The sequence below is a fragment of the Paenibacillus sp. IHB B 3084 genome (genome assembly GCF_001447315.1).
Classification (GTDB): Bacteria; Bacillota; Bacilli; order Paenibacillales; family Paenibacillaceae; genus Paenibacillus.
The window spans coordinates 2,683,928-2,699,651 of the sequence record NZ_CP013203.1; the positions used below are offsets into that span (position 1 = coordinate 2,683,928).

Sequence of the window (15,724 nt, forward strand, 5' to 3'; positions counted from 1 at the left end):
CAAACGGTTTAAGGTGAAAACAATGATCACAGATTTAATGTATAGCAATGAGAGGATTGGATTAACATGCGAAAAAAACTGAGAGGATTCTCAGTCTTTTTCGTTGCCGAAGCTGCCAACGAGGGGAGCCATATCATAAATAGTGGTAAAGCGGAGAATAGAGTTGTAGTTCGAAGCAGCAATGTTAACTTTGCGAGAAGTGGCTTGAGTATTATTTTATTGAAACGAGGAGTGAATTATAGCAGTGCGAAGCGTTGTTCTGTCTTATCAAGATATTTCACACGCGCATCTAAGCTACGATTTGACATGCCGGTATAATTATACCAATGGAGGTTTTCCCGTATTCCCATTTTGCGGAAGGTGCCTCTGAACAGGATTTTGGTGATGGGATTGCCAAAAATCCAGCGATAAAAGAAGTCGGGAGTGTTCATCACGGTCAGCAGGGAGACCCCTTTAATATTCGGGAGAAGGCATTTGAATGGCCGCCCAGGTTTGATTTCTTCGTATACAATGCCTTTTGCGAATACCTTATCGAGGAATCCTTTGGTAAGAGCAGGCATGGCCTCCCACCATATAGGGAAAATGAAGATGATGTGATCCGCTGCAATAAGACGTTGTTGGTAATTAATCACTAAAGGATCGATGGTCGTCTTTTGTCGCCAGGAAGCGAGTTCTTCACTTGACATGACCGGATTAAATCCGTCTTTATGCAGATCGACAAGGTCAATTTCATGGCCTTTGGTGGTAAGACCTCGCATAACGGATGCTAGTAGGGCTGCGGAATAGCTCCGCTGATGTGGGACATTCTCGGATGCTGATGCTCCGTATGGATGATCAAAAACAATTAAAACATTCATATATATCTCCTTTTTGATTAATTGTTTTCAGGAAATTAAATGATGATTATGGAAACAATAATACTATTTAAGTTTCCCTTTTGTCAATATTGTTTCCGAGAAACTTTATTTATGTTCTCTGTCTTGTTAAAATGAGAATAAGATGAACTTACGAGGAGACTGTACAGTGACCCATTCTTTCGATAATTTACCCAATAAGGATATTCTGATAAAAAAACTGATAGAGACTATTCCCAAATTACAAAAGCGGTTTCAAGCGGAGGATGACGAAGAGAAGGATTGGATGATTCAGCACTGCAGCAATCCCATTATTATTGATTTCCTCAAAGAATCCACAGTCATGATGCTTCATGTAATAGATGCTATTGGACAGCTTGAGCCGGTGAACGGCACTTCCATTTCAAAGCAATTCGGAATTCCTAAAGGCAGCGTGTCCAAAATCACTAGAAAATTAGTTCAACAGCAAATCATTCGCACGGAGTTTCTTCCGGATAATAAAAAAGAAGTGCTCTTTCTCACAACTCCCCTAGGAAAAGAAATATTCGATTTGCATCTAGCTCTGCATAAGCAGATGAATAAAGGGATAAATCGTTTTCTACAGAGATATGACGAAGATGAATTGTTATTTCTTATCAAAGGGTTTGAGGATACTTTAGAGGCGTCTTGGGTTAATTCAGAATCCGTTGTTGAAGAAGAGCGTTTAGATCCCAGGAAACATCTTGGGTCAATGGAAGACGAGGAAATGAGTCATATCGTAGACATGCTTAAACAACTTGATACACGCAGCCTCAAAAAAGCCAAGACGATCCTCAAGGATGTATTTTTTACATCTTTTGATGAGTAAGGTGACCTAGAGCAAATCGCGATTTGGTTAAAGGCCAAAATTAGGGAGGGTAGTTTTACGCACGGTTGCTCCTTACGGACTTGTACTTCATCAAGGGTCATGGGTACTCATCGCATGGTGTGAATTGCGACAAGGCATCCGTCACTTCCGGTTGTCCCGGATCACGGAACTTATTGATTTGGGAGATAGATTTAGAGAATTGAACAATTTCTATATAGATACCATAGAGGCTCATTCGGGATGCCTGTTGGTTACCTTTCGCGTTCGGCAGCCTGAGGAGCCGCTACAATGGGTGCTCGGATGGGGAGGTGGAGTGGTTGTGCTTGAGCCTGATTCCTTACGATATCGGGTCAGAAACGAACTGGAGAAAATGTTAAAACGCTACTGACATAATGGTGTCAGTGGCGTTTTTGTATACTTAGATAAAAAAAGAAACTAATGGAGTTGATAAATGATGTTTACAACAAAGGAAGCATTACAACGTTGAGATGTTGAATCATCTGCCCGATTGACCACTCGTTCTCACTTGGCTTTTGCTTCAGCTGATCCATATTGAATTGATCCAGTTCATGAATATAATTATCGCAGTTTCCTCAATAACAAAGGAAGGGAATTCAAGATATGAAAATGGATGAAATAAGCCAGAAGAGCCGCTTCTGGATTGGTGTTGTGTCCGCATCCCATGTGAAGATTGAGAGTTGGGCGGATTCGCTCAGCTCTGTCACGGCAAGTCAGGACCTTTAAGTAAGATGCGTGTAGGCAATTGGTTGATCTACTATTCCCCGCGTACAGATATGACGAGAGGGACACCAATCAAGCGTTCACCGCTATCGGGGAAGTGGCCGATGATAAAGTCTACGAATATCAGATGTCCGATTCGTTTGTGCCATTCCGCAGAAATATCCGTTATATTTCATGCCGGGAGGTACAGATTAGAGGTCTATTAGAACAGCTTTGTTTCACGCGAGGGAACCCAAATTGGGGGTTGTGACAGAACTGACCAAGCCAAGGGTCGATCTTGTATCCATTGTGATGTCAACCGTCGGTTTCGGCTGCGTCACCTACGGTTTCAGCCAAACAAGTGTCTCTCTTGAGCCTGAAGGTTACGGATCGATTGCAATAGGCAGCCTTTTCTTGCTCTTGCTTGTATGGCGCCAGCTCAAGAATCAAAGAGCCGTTGATCGATCTTTCAGTATTCCGGCATCCCACTTTTTCTCTGGTTGCGGTATTGATTGTAATTGTGATGATGGTTCTATTCGCCACAACAACATTGCTGCCGTTCTATATGCAGGATGTGATGAAGTTGACAGCATTCGCGACAGGCTTACTTCTAATGCCAGGTAGCATTTTGAACGGGATGCTGATGCCGGTGTCGGGGAAATTATTCGATAAATTCGGGCCGAGACTCGTAATTGTGCCCGGACTGTTCCTGATCGCCATATCGTTGTGGCTGTTTGACGGCATCGACAGTGATACAACACAAGGTTCCGTTCTGTTCAATCATGTCCTCTTATTCTTAGGCATGTCGTTCGTCGTCATGCCGGCTCAGACGACAGGATTGAATCAACTTCCACGTCACCTGGTCCCTCATGGCACAGCCATATACAATACGCTCCAACAGATTGCAGGGGGAATTGGCATCGCATTGTTCGTAGGCATCATGTCGTCTGGAGCCAATCGTTATCTTCACCATTCGCTCGATCCCACTGCGATGCATGAGAAGACACAAAGCATGGTTTCCGGTCTACAAACGGTTTTTTGGATTGAATTTATTCTTGCAATACTTATTTTGGTGCTGGGTTGGTTTATAAAAAAGTCACCTGAACATAATTGATTCATTACTAAGCACAAATTGAATCATAAGTTTAAAATTCAAGTACATGAATGCATAAATCATCGAAAATAGTGCGACAGGAATCACCATGTAGAACAGCCATCGCCAGTGAAAGGTATCGATAATCAAACCAGACAAAGCCGGTCCGATGACAGGAGCGACCATGATGACCAGCCCCATAGAGACCCATGGCGGCACCCCGGCGTTCTGGAGGATAGAGGGCGAAAATCGTATCAACGGGATCAATAATCCTGTCCCGCAAGCCTGAACAACCCTGCCCATCAGCAAGATTCCGAATCCCGGGGATACTGCGCACAAGCAGGTACCGGCCGAAAATAACGCCATCGCAGACATAAACAATTGGCGAGTCGTGAACCATTGCTGCAGTAATGCGGTCACCGGCACCAGTACGCCGATCACGAGCATATAACCCGTCGATAACCATTGTATGGCCGAAGCAGCAACGTTAAATTCCCTCATCAATCCAGGAAACGCATTGGTAAGTAAATTTTCGTTAAAAAACGCGACAAATGTACCGATGAGTAGAGTGGTTAACATCGGCCCTCTCTTCATTCCACTTGCCTCTTGAACCCGTTTGTCCATTTTCTACCTCCCGATTGTTCATTACGTTCCGTCCATTGTTTGTATATCGCTTATCCCACATCGCCTGAAGATCATTCTAAGTGAAGCGGGCTGAATTGGAAAAAGCGAAATCGCTCATCATACTCAGAAATTCATTCATATTTCGAAGGCATAAGGGGGGCTCCCCCACTATGTCCTCATTCGCACATTATTTCTTGACAAGATGAGATTTGGGGACTATGATAACGTGCCGGTCAACTCTACAAGGCAAAATAAAATCAAAAAGGCTGACTTTCCGTAGTGCCTTGGCACCGGAATCGTCAGCCTATCGTGCAGATTATCCTACACCATCACTTTCTAACAAGGAATAAAATGATCACGGTCTTCGTCATCACATTTGCCAAGTGTCCGTATCCTAACAAATTCGTGTTGTCCATACATGTCTATTTCCTCACCGTACCTATTGTAGAGCGCGATCATATTGCCATCCTGATTCAACTCCATGTATCCGTAATATTTTCTTCAGGCGCTTCACCGTAAAAGAGCGTAAATTTGATTTTGATCACTCTGTGTATGCAGATCCTCCTTTTTTGTCTTTCATATTGGCTTTGAATATATACAGTATTATCCATAAAATGTCAACAATTATTATAATGGTATATGGAGTTATTATTGGAGAATAAGGATTATTAACATGATATAAGGCTTGATCGATCAGATTATAAAAAAACTCTGGGTTCCTTGGTTGTAGGTACCCAGAGTTTCGCTTTGTTGATGGTATGCAGGGAGCCGTGCGGCCCCACTCTTCGGACGTAAATCAGCTTCTGATCTCTCCGCAAATATTATCATGACTTGGATTAATTATCTTTGGAATGTCGCTCCCCCACTTGGTACTCATTTGCATGTTCAAACATATATTTCACCGTTACGGGATCTTTGCCCGTCAGCTTTTTAAAGTCGTCCGTAAATATATCCATTTTCCCTAAGCGAATAGCTTGTCCAAAAGTAACCATACCTTCAGAAGAAAAGGGGGCTTCGGAATCTTCTGCAAATTTGCCATCCGTTGTTCTGGGAACACCCATTGCATCAAATATGGCGTAGTTTTCTTCATCCGTGATCTGCTTGTAGGTAATATGATGACCCGTTACTTCATTTCCAATCTTGATAAAGTCGGACATTGTTATTAATTCAGGACCATTTATATTTAATATCGCCTCATGATAATTGCTTGCTGCTAATGCATAAGCGACAGCCTTTGCACAATCTTTCCGTGAGATATAGGCCATCTTGCCGTCACCCTGGTTATTTTTCAACACTCCGTCAGACTTCACATAGGTGAAGTAATTGGTAACCATGGCTTCCGCATATTGCGAATTACGCAGGAAAATATAATCTAACCCGACACTTTTGATATAATCTTCGGTATATACATGGTCCAGTTTCTCAACACTTGGATTGGATTCATCCGCCGCATTAACCAATGAAGTATAGATGATTTGTTTTACTCCAGCTTCTTTCGCCGCATCGACCACGTTTTTGTGTGCATTTTGGCGTTTTACCCCCACAAAAGGCATGGAGATTAAAGCAAGCTTATCTGCATTAGCAAAAGCTTCTGCAAGCCCGTCTATTTTATTAAAATTGGTCACATGCGTTTCAATGCCTTGATCTGCATATTCTTGTAAAGATGCTGGATCATATGCGCAAAAAATAATTTGGTCTTTTTCCACTATTTTTAATAAATATTCAGCCGCTTGTCTGCCCAGATTGCCATCTACACCGGTTAATAATAACTTACCCATGCTCATCGTCACTCCTTGCTGAAATGATCTACACTTATATATTATGTGAAAAAAATAACAATGTATAACACAAAAAACTTATGGACTATTGCTAAAACGAATTTTGTATTTGATGTAGGAATGAGTATAATGCCGGATTTGAATTATTTTTTAAGTAGCCGATTTCGATTTTAAAAGTATGGTGTGAATCATGTATAGGAATGAGTCGGACCTCTTCTTTCAGGTCAGCAAGATCATAGTTATCTGGAAAAAAGCCAATTAAATTCTCTGTAATGATATAAAACAGCTCTGTCTCGACATCATCTGCGGTTCGAAGGATGCTTGGCTGGTAACCATCTTCCATGGCATGTTGAATCATTAAATAATAGGAGTCTCCAATGACCATTGGATTCAGCATAACAAGCGGATGCTCATATAATTGATCCTTTGAGATGGATTCAAAACAGAAGAGGGGATGTTGTTTACTTACAGCCGCGCAGTATCGTCCGCTATATAATGTATGGGTTAGAATTTCCTCTTTCCCATGAAACTCTGAGTCAAAGGCAACGGCCACGTCATATATTCCTTTTTGCAGATACTCAGCGATATCCTTTAGCAATACTTTATTTAATTCAAGTTTAATCTTTGGATGATTTTCTTTAAATGAAGGAATGAATTTTAACAAGCTTTGGATATCTGTGATTGCAGCATATTCGATGCTCAATAGTTGGGTATTATTTTTCTGGAAATTTTCCATGCTTGTTTTCATATGATTATATTGCTTCCAGAGCACGACGGCCTCTGCATAAAACAGCCATCCCGCTTTTGTGGGTTCAATCGGAATTTGTTTTCTGTCAATTAACTGAATGTTGAACTCATTCTCAAGTGCGGCAATTTGTTGGCTAATTGTAGTCTGCGATACAAAATTTTTCTTTGCTGTTTCTGTAAAGTTTCTACATTCAACGAGATCTATAAAATATTTTACCCTTTTTAGATTCATGTGTACCTCCAATTGTATGAAATTTATTATACCTTACGTTCCCGCCATAAATTCAAGCCAGCATACCCTAATGTTAATGTCAAACCGGCGGTTCATAATTTGGAGGTAATGTCAGCTTATTGGCGCGCGTTGCTAAGTAAAGATATCACGCTTACGGATTCTTAGACACGCCAAGCAGACATGCAAAATGTGTGTATCTGCTGACCCGTTGTTAATGTACCGGAGCATCCAAGTTTATCCTAAAAACGGATAAGATAAACCTTATCACAAATAACTGCAAGTTCATTGAACGGAGTAGGGGGAAGGTAGTATGCTTATTTCTAATCATTTAAAAAAGTATAAACAGGCGATGCTTTACTCCCCAAGGCTACATTGCTATCCAAAGAAGACCTGCTGGTTGATGATTTTTTAATGGAGCGCAATGGGCTCCTTGAAATGTACTACGCGCCGCATAATGAGTACATTAATCCTTCTGCCAAGGTGGTCATTATTGGGCTAACGCCCGGTTGGAGACAAATGAGAATAGCTATACAAGAAGCAAAAGCAGGCCTGGAAAAGGGCCTTTCAGATGAGGAGGTATGTAGAAAAGCGAAAGAAGCAGCCGGATTCGCGGGAACAACGAGAATCCATTTGATCGACATGCTTAATGCACTTGATCTTCATCGGCAGTTGAACATATCGTCCTGCGGAGAATTGTTTCAGCAGCATCGGGGGTTGCTGCATACCACTTCTTTGTTACGGTTTCCGGTTTTCGTTGCGAAGAAAAATTATAACGGAACCCATCCCAATCTAATATCAAACCCATTTCTTAAGAAGGCTGCCCTATTGTCTGTGCATGAAGAGCTCAGAATCGTGAACCAAGCGCTAATTATACCGCTGGGAAAAATGGTGGAACGTGTTCTTCATCTTCTTGTACGGGAAGGGAAGCTAGATGCTGAACAATGACAGAACAATTAAACATCTACCCCGCATCGGAAAAACAGCCCAAAGAGAGATCGACCTCTATTCAAAAAAGGTGATCTCTCCGTGGTTAAAGATTCACATCCACTGAATTGCTTTCAGCCATTTTTCATGCCGTGTAGCTTCTACCTATTCCCCTTACGCACCTTTAACAGCTTCCCTTTTACGGTCGTATTCTTCATAATCTCCAGTACCAGTGGGCCCTTGCCATTCAGAATCTCAACATCTGTCACATTATCAAGAATCGTAATAATCCCGATATCGTCTGCGCTTACCCCGTCCAGCTTAGCGATTGTCCCAACAAAGTCGACAGCTCTGAGTTTCTTCTTCTTGCCGCCATTGAAGTTCAGCTTCATAATCTGTTGGTTTAATTGCTCGCGCTTATCTTTTTTGAGTTCAGTTCTGACATGTAGCTTCTGTTCAAAATCTTCTCTACGGAGATCCACAGCCTCTTCTGAGGGAGCTTTTACGTTCGGAATCGCGAATCCAATATATGCTTCAATATCGGCTAATCGTTTGCTATCCTTAGGAGTGACCAGGGTAATGGCTTTCCCTGTCTTGCCTGCACGTCCCGTACGTCCCGTGCGATGAACATAGCTTTCCTTCTCAAGTGGAATATCGTAGTTAATGACATGGGTGATATTGGTGATGTCGATCCCCCTTGCGGCAACATCTGTCGCGATCAAGTAACGGAACTGCCCCCTTCTGAACGCATTCATCACCTCAAATCGCTCATCCTGCTCCATACCACCATGAATGCGATCACATGGATATTCAAGATCAGCCAATGCTCTGAATAATGTATCTACATTCTCCTGCGTACGACAGAAAATAATGCAGCTGTCAGGATTCTCAACAATGAGCAGATCTTGCAGCAGTGCCAGCTTGTCCGACTCCTTCACCTGAATAAGAGAGTGATCAATTGTGGCGGTCGTTATACCGGTCGCTTTAATTTCAATTTCAACAGGCTTGTTCATATATTTACGTGACAGTGTGGCCACATCCTCAGGGAAGGTAGCGGAGAATAACATCGTAACCCTGTCATCAGGCAGAGCCTGGATGATGGACTGAACTTGCTCGATAAAGCCCATATTCAGCATTTCGTCAGCCTCATCAATCACGAGATAGGCAATCCGATCTAACGATAGCGTGCCTCGTTCAATATGGTCTAGTACACGTCCTGGCGTACCTACAGCGACATGCGTTCTTTGCTTTAACTCGGCCTTTTGTATATGAAAAGGATGCTTGCCATAAAGGGGCGTTGCTTTTATCCGCTTAAAGCGTCCAATATTCGTGATGTCTTCGGTGACCTGTAATGCGAGTTCACGGGTTGGCGTCAGGATTAAAGCTTGGGGTTTATTCTCATTCCAATCTACTAACTCGCAAAGTGGAATACCATATGCCGCTGTTTTGCCGCTACCTGTTTGCGATTTGGCGACAAGATCCTTCTTTTCAAGCGCAACTGGAATGACTTCCGTCTGAATTTCGGTGGGCGTCTCATAACCCAAGCTATTCAGCGCTCGCACAATTTCTTCACTTAATGGGTAATCTGAAAAATGCTTTTGACTCATTTTCAACCTCTTCTGCGCTGTATTTGAATACCTATACATATAGAATGTCATCGTGTATCGAACTTATACTCATATAGTATACTCTATATTCAGGTTCACTCTAATACATATCAATGATTCCCCCAAGCTTGCCGTTACAGACATCGCAGTGATTGTATCCCAAGCGACATGCACGAGTGCCACAAATGCCTCTTGGTCACGAAACTGATATAGCCCCGTTTGGCTGAGTTGGCAATGACCTGCTCGGCAGAATAGGGGGGTACTGATTAAGCCCAGGGACTCTGTTGACCTTTAAGTTACGATCAATATTCCTTTGGATGACTCAACAAAAGAAAAAATGAAGAGACTCCTTGGCTCAGGTCATCGCTTTACTAGTTAAGCAAGTACGGTGAACCGTACCACAAGGATAGTAGAGCGGAATGTCGAATTAGTCCTGTATAATGAGTTGTGGGCGATTTATCACTTTTTTTTTCATAACGAAATGGTTTATAATTAGTAGATAATAGTCGATATAATTTTTAAAAGACTATAAACTAGTTATAATGGAGACAGAAAAGGTATGTTCCTGAGTGGAGCCTTCTTCTTGTATCACCTAAGCAGGAGGGCCTGCTCTTTTTTGCAAATATAAGAGATAAGGAAGGTTTTTATGAGCAACATACAGAAAAAAACAGACGTTATCTTAATTGGTGCCGGAGTCATGAGCGCGACTCTGGGATCATTGCTGAAAGAGTTAGCACCGGAATGGGAAATCACAGTGTTTGAGAAACTTGCAAGCGCAGGAGAAGAAAGCTCTAACGAATGGAATAATGCCGGTACGGGCCATGCTGCACTGTGCGAGCTGAACTATACATCCGAGAAAGCTGACGGATCTATAGATATTAGTAAAGCTGTAAACATTAATGAGCAGTTTCAGCTCTCAAGACAGTTTTGGTCTTTTCTTGTAAACAGCGATTTGATTCGTAATCCGCAGGACTTTATCAAGCCAATACCTCATATGAGTTTGGTAAGCGGAGAAAAAAATGTATCTTTTTTAAAAAAGCGATTTAAAGCGCTATCAAACGTTTCTCTGTTTCAAGGAATGGAATTTTCCAATGACCCTGAAAAGCTGAAAGAATGGATTCCGCTGATCATGGAAGGCCGCACATCGAATGAACCGATCGCGGCAACCAAAATCGACTCCGGAACAGATGTCAACTTTGGTGCTTTAACACGTTTGTTGTTTGACCATTTAAAAAGTAAAAACGTCGAGATCAAATACAAGCATAGTATTAAGGATATTAAACGCACGAGGGATGGCTCGTGGGAAGTCAAAGTGCATAATCTTGATAACGGTAAAATCGAATACCATACTGCGAAATTCATCTTTATCGGCGGTGGGGGCGGAAGTCTGCCTTTACTACAAAAAACCGGTATTCCTGAGTCCAAATATATTGGAGGATTCCCGGTAAGTGGACTATTTATGGTATGTAACAATCCTAAAGTTGTCGCGCAGCATCATGCAAAAGTATACGGTAAAGCTAAGGTTGGTGCTCCTCCCATGTCTGTTCCGCATCTGGATACAAGATATATCGGCGACAAAAAAGCACTGTTGTTTGGGCCGTTTGCTGGCTTCTCACCAAAGTTCTTGAAAGCGGGTTCAAATTTGGATCTGATCTGTTCTATAAAACCAAATAACCTCTTCACGATGTTGGCAGCAGGTGTAAAAGAGATGGCGTTGACCAAATACCTGATCCAGCAAATGATGTTATCGAATGAAAAGCGCCTGGAAGAATTACGCGAGTTTATTCCGAACGCCAATATCGAGGACTGGGAGATCGTGGTAGCGGGTCAACGTGTGCAGGTGATCAAAGATACGGAGGTCGGTAAAGGCACCCTTCAATTTGGTACGGAAGTGGTTAGTGCCGCTGATGGCTCGATAGCTGCATTGCTCGGCGCTTCTCCGGGTGCTTCTACTGCTGTTAACGTTATGCTGGAAGTATTAGAAAGATGCTTCCCACAACATATGAAAGAGTGGGAACCGAAAATAAAAGAAATGATTCCTTCTCATGGCGTGTCACTGGCGGAAAACCCAGAGCTTTTCCAAGAAATTCATGCTTTCACAACGCAGGCGCTGGGTTTGGGCGAAAAAGAACCGCTTCATCGTTAATTTTGGATGTAGAAACAAGGATATCTCGGGCTTGTATTACTTTCTTTAGAAGCAGTTCGTTGATATATTGATATATCCTTTTTACCGTACTTTTACCTTTCCTTCGGTATCAGTGCTTTCCTTGCTCAATTATCCATATTATCCTTAGATGCAGATAATGTGTCATACCAAACGGTTTAAGGTGAAAATAATGATCGCAGATTTAATGCAAAAAGTGATGTTTATTTATAGCCAATGAGAGGATTAGATTAGCATGCTATATAGACTGAGAGCATTCTCAGTCTTTTTCGTTGCCGAAGCAACCAACGATTGTAACCTGCACCGAAGTGGAAGCGGGATGAAATTTTGTGCTTCCGGGCATGTTAGGGAAAAAGACATCGAGGGGAGTGCATCAAGATGGCAAGAAGAAGGAGGAAATATGCGGTGCCAGGGGTGGAACAGGGAATGCAGGCTTTCAAAGCAGATGTAATGAGGCAGGAAGGATATGCCGTTGATCCGAATCATCCGGACGACGTAAAATACGAAGTTGCTAAGGAGCTTGGTGTACCTCTGCATCCAGGTGACAATGGCAGTCTGACTACGGAATCAGTGGGCCATGTAGGCGGCAAAATTGGCGGTTCCATGGTTCGGGAAATGATCCGTCTCGCCCAAGAGCAATTAGCGAACAGGGACAGTCCTGAAGACAACTAGGAGTACGCCATGCATTGGAAAAAGCTATTGTAATGATCGTTTGTATCACATTCGTATGGCCTTTTTTGACAGCAAATTCTGAAGTGTCTGCTGCATCTTATGAAAGCATTGACACCATTACACTGCAGAAGTCATCTTGCTCTATAGGCGAAGGGTGAACTTTGGACTTATCATACAGCTCTAGCCAAGAAGTCAACCCAAAGCGGCTTGCTCGCAAGGCTGAGGATCAAGAGAAGAGTACGACGTATCCTCCTACGCTCAAGAGGCCTTAAAGTTGGAGTATGAGAAGTAGAAGTTGGAAAGGGCACCCGATTGGGTGCCCTTTAAACTGCCGTTTTAGTGATTCTCATTCGTTAAAATTGAACTCGTTCCGAATTACTTAAGCAGTGTAAGTGTCACCTTTATCGTGTTATCAATAAAGGATCGCTCTGGACGAGACTTTATCATTACGGTCAGTCCAATTAACGATACGACTAGCGCCTGTGATACAGCCTTCGCATCTAGCTCGATCTCAAGCTCACCTGATTGTATACCTCGTTCAATGGTTTCTTGAAATATGACCGATAGGTACATTTGATGTTCCCTTGTAAGAATTTCAAATTTCTCATCATGAGGTGCAAGTTCAACCATTGTATTGATGCAAAAGCATCCTTTTCTAGGGTTTTCTGCATATTCCTCCTCGACCACACCTTCAAAAAAAGTTCTAAATGCTTCTTTTACAGATGGGTTGCTTTGAAGTTTGGTTCGGATCAGAGCAGCACGGGACATCATGTATTTGCGCAGCGCAGCTTCGAACAATTCTTTTTTGCCTCCAAAAGCTGAATATATACTGGGGCGTTGAATTTCCATTCTGGAAGTTAAATCACTTAATGAGGTAGCCTCATATCCCTTCTCCCAAAATATTTGCATAGCTGCATCTAATACTTTTTCTTCGTCAAATTCGCGGATTCGTCCCATAATCAATACCTCTCATTACTCTTGATTTTATTCTTAATTCAATGACTCTGATCATAATTGACAGGAGTCTTTATTTGCGTACCAATTAGTATGTTATTATCTTATAATTAGCCTGTTAGATTGTCAAATGCAGTTTGGTTTATCGCACCAAGGAGATATCGATATGAAGATAAATCAAAGTGTTTTTACTAAATTTATTGACATTATTCTTTTTGATGAGTTATATTTACTGGGAAAAATATTTTACCGATCGGTATGATATTTTATCGGTATTTAATTGGCATACAAAGAAAGCTATTAGAATTGGAGAGATGGACCATGGAGATAGGTATTACTTCGTTTGTAGAAACAAAGCCTGACGTTCAGACAGGTGAAGTGATAAGTCACGCACAGCGATTGCGCGAAGTTGTCGAGGAAATTATCCTTGCTGATCAAGTGGGACTTGATGTGTTTGGGGTAGGTGAGCATCATCGGCAGGATTATTCGGCATCTTCACCAGCAGTTGTGCTGTCAGCGGCTGCAGCGCAGACGAAACGGATTCGGCTGACTAGTGCAGTGACAGTGCTTTCTTCAGCTGATCCCGTTCGCGTTTTTCAGGATTTTGCTACGCTGGATGGTATTTCGAATGGACGTGCGGAGATTATGGCAGGCCGGGGTTCCTTTATTGAATCTTTTCCACTGTTTGGCTATGACTTGGATGACTATGATGAACTGTTTGAACAACATTTGGAATTGCTCCTTAAAATACGGGAGTCCGAAAAAGTAACCTGGAAGGGCGGGCATCGGCCAGCGATTAACAATTTGGGCGTGTATCCACGACCGGTTCAGAATCCTTTACCGATATGGGTTGGCAGCGGGGGCAGGCAGGATTCTGCTATCCGTGCAGGTCTGTTAGGACTGCCCTTGATGCTGGCGATCATTGGTGGGAATCCAATGAATTTTGCACCGCTTGTGCAGCTTTATAAGAAAGCAGCAGCGCACGCTGGTCATGACGAATCGCAGCTTAAGGTTGGATCGCACTCGATAGGATTTGTCGGAGAGAATAATGAACGAGCTGCAGATACATATTTCCCTTCTACGATGGCAGGTATGAATAGATTAGGCAGGGAGCGGGGCTGGGCGCATTATGATCGTTCTAGCTACGATGCCGCGCGCAGCTTTGAAGGTGCGCTGTATGTTGGTGATCCTGAGACTGTTGCTCAGAAGATCATTCACCTTCGCAAACATGTAGGCGTTACACGCTTTATGCTGTATGTTCCGTTAAGCACGATGCCGCATGCCGAGGTGATGAGGGCCATTGAGCTGCTGGGAACAGAGGTAGCACCCCGAGTTCGGAAGGAAATAGCCCAGTGGGAAGCGGAGACGGAAAAAAGATTATAAAAACCAAACATAGGAGTGATTCGCATGGATTTTGAAAATCGTTTGTTACCAGAATTAAGGTCGGTAATCGCACAATTTCCTGGCTTTCAACTGGAAGAAAATTTAGAACTGAGCAGAAGCTATTTGTCGAGTCCTCCCATTGAGCAGTCGGAGCACGTACGCACGACAAGCCGGATGATTCCGAGCGTAGCAGGCGAGATATTAGTCAAAATCTACGAACCTGCCCAGCGAACTGACGTTAGGCTTCCGGCCATGCTGTGGATTCACGGGGGAGGCTATGTGATGGGCCATCCTGATATGGACGATGCTTTGTGCGAACGCTTCGTGCAGGCGGCCAAATGCGTCGTCGTATCGGTCGATTACCGACTTGCTCCCGAGCACCCTTACCCAGCTGCCATCGATGACTGTTATGCCGCTTTGACGTGGATGACCGACAAAGCTGAGTTCCTAGGCATCGACTTGGATCGCATCGCGATTGCCGGTGCAAGCGGGGGCGGCGGTTTGACCGCAGCGCTTGCTTTAATGGTTCGCGACAAAGGCGGGCCAGCCCTGATCTTCCAAATGCCGCTGTATCCGATGATCGATGACCGCAATATTACGGCCTCAAGTCATGAAATTACGGCCGATAATGCACCATGGAACCGGACGAACAACTTGGCGGCCTGGAACATGTACTTGGGCGATCGTACCGAAGACAGCGAGGTGTCCCCATATGCGGTGCCATCGAGAGCGGAAAACTTGGCTGGCCTGCCGCCGACCTATACGTGCGTAGGCCAGCTCGATCTGTTCCGAGATGAGACGATTGAATATACGACGCGCCTTGCCCAAGCGGGTGTAGACGTCGAATTCCATCTGTATCCCGGCACATTCCACAACTTTGAAGGGATGGTTCCGCAAGCAGAAGTAAGCCAGCGTGCCAGCCAAGGTTATGTGGACGCGATTGCAAGAGGGCTTAATCCTTAAACAATTAAAGGGGCTGTCTCCAAAGGTCTGAAACGACTTGGGAGATAGCCCCTTTGTAATACACAGTTCAGGATTTTGCAAATTCCTCAGTTATCAAAGATGGTAGGGAATGAAATTCGTCATTTCAAGGATTACACGTTTGTTTGTCTTAAAAGGAGGCCC

General features: G+C 43.3%; 14 protein-coding genes and 3 pseudogenes. 10 read left to right on the plus strand and 7 right to left on the minus strand.

All coding sequences use genetic code 11. The annotated features are described in order from the left end of the window. Positions 1 to 236 precede the first annotated feature (236 nt). On the minus strand, positions 237 to 857 hold the full coding sequence (locus tag ASL14_RS12575) for an NAD(P)H-dependent oxidoreductase (RefSeq protein WP_134911814.1): 621 nt from the start codon (positions 855 to 857) through the stop codon (positions 237 to 239). 166 nt (positions 858 to 1,023) lie between these two features. Between ASL14_RS12575 and ASL14_RS12580 the strand changes: the two genes are divergently transcribed. The 5 genes and pseudogenes from ASL14_RS12580 (at position 1,024) to ASL14_RS12600 (ending at position 3,535) form a co-directional block, all read left to right on the plus strand. Further along, positions 1,024 to 1,701 (plus strand): MarR family transcriptional regulator, encoded by a 678-nt coding sequence (locus tag ASL14_RS12580; RefSeq protein ID WP_223264300.1) that lies wholly within the window; start codon positions 1,024 to 1,026, stop codon positions 1,699 to 1,701. Positions 1,702 to 1,747: 46 nt separating this feature from the next. Further along, a pseudogene (locus ASL14_RS12585) lies at positions 1,748 to 2,089 on the plus strand (helix-turn-helix transcriptional regulator); the annotation flags it as partial. Positions 2,090 to 2,328: 239 nt separating this feature from the next. After that, positions 2,329 to 2,686 (plus strand): annotated as a pseudogene (locus ASL14_RS28025) (EVE domain-containing protein); the annotation flags it as partial. 2 nt (positions 2,687 to 2,688) lie between these two features. Beyond that, entirely contained in the window at positions 2,689 to 3,045 is a 357-nt protein-coding gene (locus tag ASL14_RS29300; protein ID WP_335338637.1) for a hypothetical protein, read from the plus strand. Then, complete coding sequence (locus ASL14_RS12600) at positions 2,930 to 3,535, plus strand: MFS transporter (protein ID WP_335338629.1); 606 nt, start codon at positions 2,930 to 2,932, stop codon at positions 3,533 to 3,535. Before ASL14_RS29300 ends, ASL14_RS12600 begins: the two co-directional genes overlap by 116 nt. Here the strand turns inward: ASL14_RS12600 and ASL14_RS12605 are convergent. From ASL14_RS12605 to ASL14_RS12620, 4 genes and pseudogenes are all read right to left on the minus strand, one after another. Continuing rightward, entirely contained in the window at positions 3,518 to 4,138 is a 621-nt protein-coding gene (locus ASL14_RS12605; RefSeq protein WP_134911816.1) for an MFS transporter, read from the minus strand. The genes ASL14_RS12600 and ASL14_RS12605 overlap by 18 nt on opposite strands. A 316-nt stretch (positions 4,139 to 4,454) precedes the next feature. Next, a pseudogene (locus ASL14_RS28030) lies at positions 4,455 to 4,692 on the minus strand (hypothetical protein). A 282-nt stretch (positions 4,693 to 4,974) separates the two neighbouring features. Then, positions 4,975 to 5,916: an NAD(P)H-binding protein gene (locus ASL14_RS12615; protein ID WP_134911817.1), complete on the minus strand. Its 942-nt coding sequence runs from the start codon at positions 5,914 to 5,916 to the stop codon at positions 4,975 to 4,977. 91 nt (positions 5,917 to 6,007) lie between these two features. Continuing rightward, positions 6,008 to 6,895, minus strand: coding sequence for a LysR family transcriptional regulator (locus ASL14_RS12620; protein ID WP_134911818.1), 888 nt, complete (start codon positions 6,893 to 6,895; stop codon positions 6,008 to 6,010). A gap of 411 nt (positions 6,896 to 7,306) precedes the next feature. On the opposite strand from ASL14_RS12620, the gene ASL14_RS12625 reads away from it, so the two are divergent. Further along, positions 7,307 to 7,840 carry a hypothetical protein gene (locus ASL14_RS12625; RefSeq protein ID WP_134911819.1) on the plus strand — a complete coding sequence of 178 codons (534 nt, stop codon included), beginning with the start codon at positions 7,307 to 7,309 and terminating at the stop codon, positions 7,838 to 7,840. Positions 7,841 to 7,980: 140 nt separating this feature from the next. Here the strand turns inward: ASL14_RS12625 and ASL14_RS12630 are convergent, their stop codons facing one another. Continuing rightward, on the minus strand, positions 7,981 to 9,426 hold the full coding sequence (locus ASL14_RS12630) for a DEAD/DEAH box helicase (protein WP_134911820.1): 1,446 nt from the start codon (positions 9,424 to 9,426) through the stop codon (positions 7,981 to 7,983). Between the two features lie 646 nt (positions 9,427 to 10,072). Here ASL14_RS12630 and ASL14_RS12635 point away from each other — a divergent pair. Both ASL14_RS12635 and ASL14_RS12640 read left to right on the plus strand, forming a co-directional pair. Further along, positions 10,073 to 11,572 (plus strand): malate:quinone oxidoreductase, encoded by a 1,500-nt coding sequence (locus tag ASL14_RS12635; protein ID WP_134911821.1) that lies wholly within the window; start codon positions 10,073 to 10,075, stop codon positions 11,570 to 11,572. Between the two features lie 396 nt (positions 11,573 to 11,968). Then, a complete protein-coding gene (locus ASL14_RS12640) occupies positions 11,969 to 12,262 on the plus strand; it encodes an alpha/beta-type small acid-soluble spore protein (RefSeq protein WP_134911822.1) in 294 nt (97 codons plus the stop codon). A 375-nt stretch (positions 12,263 to 12,637) separates the two neighbouring features. Here ASL14_RS12640 and ASL14_RS12645 read toward each other — a convergent pair whose 3' ends face one another. Further along, the gene (locus ASL14_RS12645; RefSeq protein WP_134911823.1) at positions 12,638 to 13,219 is read right to left on the minus strand and encodes a TetR/AcrR family transcriptional regulator; all 582 of its coding nucleotides are present in this window, start codon (positions 13,217 to 13,219) and stop codon (positions 12,638 to 12,640) included. Between the two features lie 318 nt (positions 13,220 to 13,537). Between ASL14_RS12645 and ASL14_RS12650 the strand changes: the two genes are divergently transcribed. Further along, on the plus strand, positions 13,538 to 14,599 hold the full coding sequence (locus tag ASL14_RS12650; RefSeq protein ID WP_134911824.1) for an LLM class flavin-dependent oxidoreductase: 1,062 nt from the start codon (positions 13,538 to 13,540) through the stop codon (positions 14,597 to 14,599). A 24-nt stretch (positions 14,600 to 14,623) separates the two neighbouring features. Next, positions 14,624 to 15,562, plus strand: a complete 939-nt coding sequence (locus ASL14_RS12655; protein WP_134911825.1) for an alpha/beta hydrolase — start codon at positions 14,624 to 14,626, stop codon at positions 15,560 to 15,562. Positions 15,563 to 15,724: the final 162 nt, after the last annotated feature.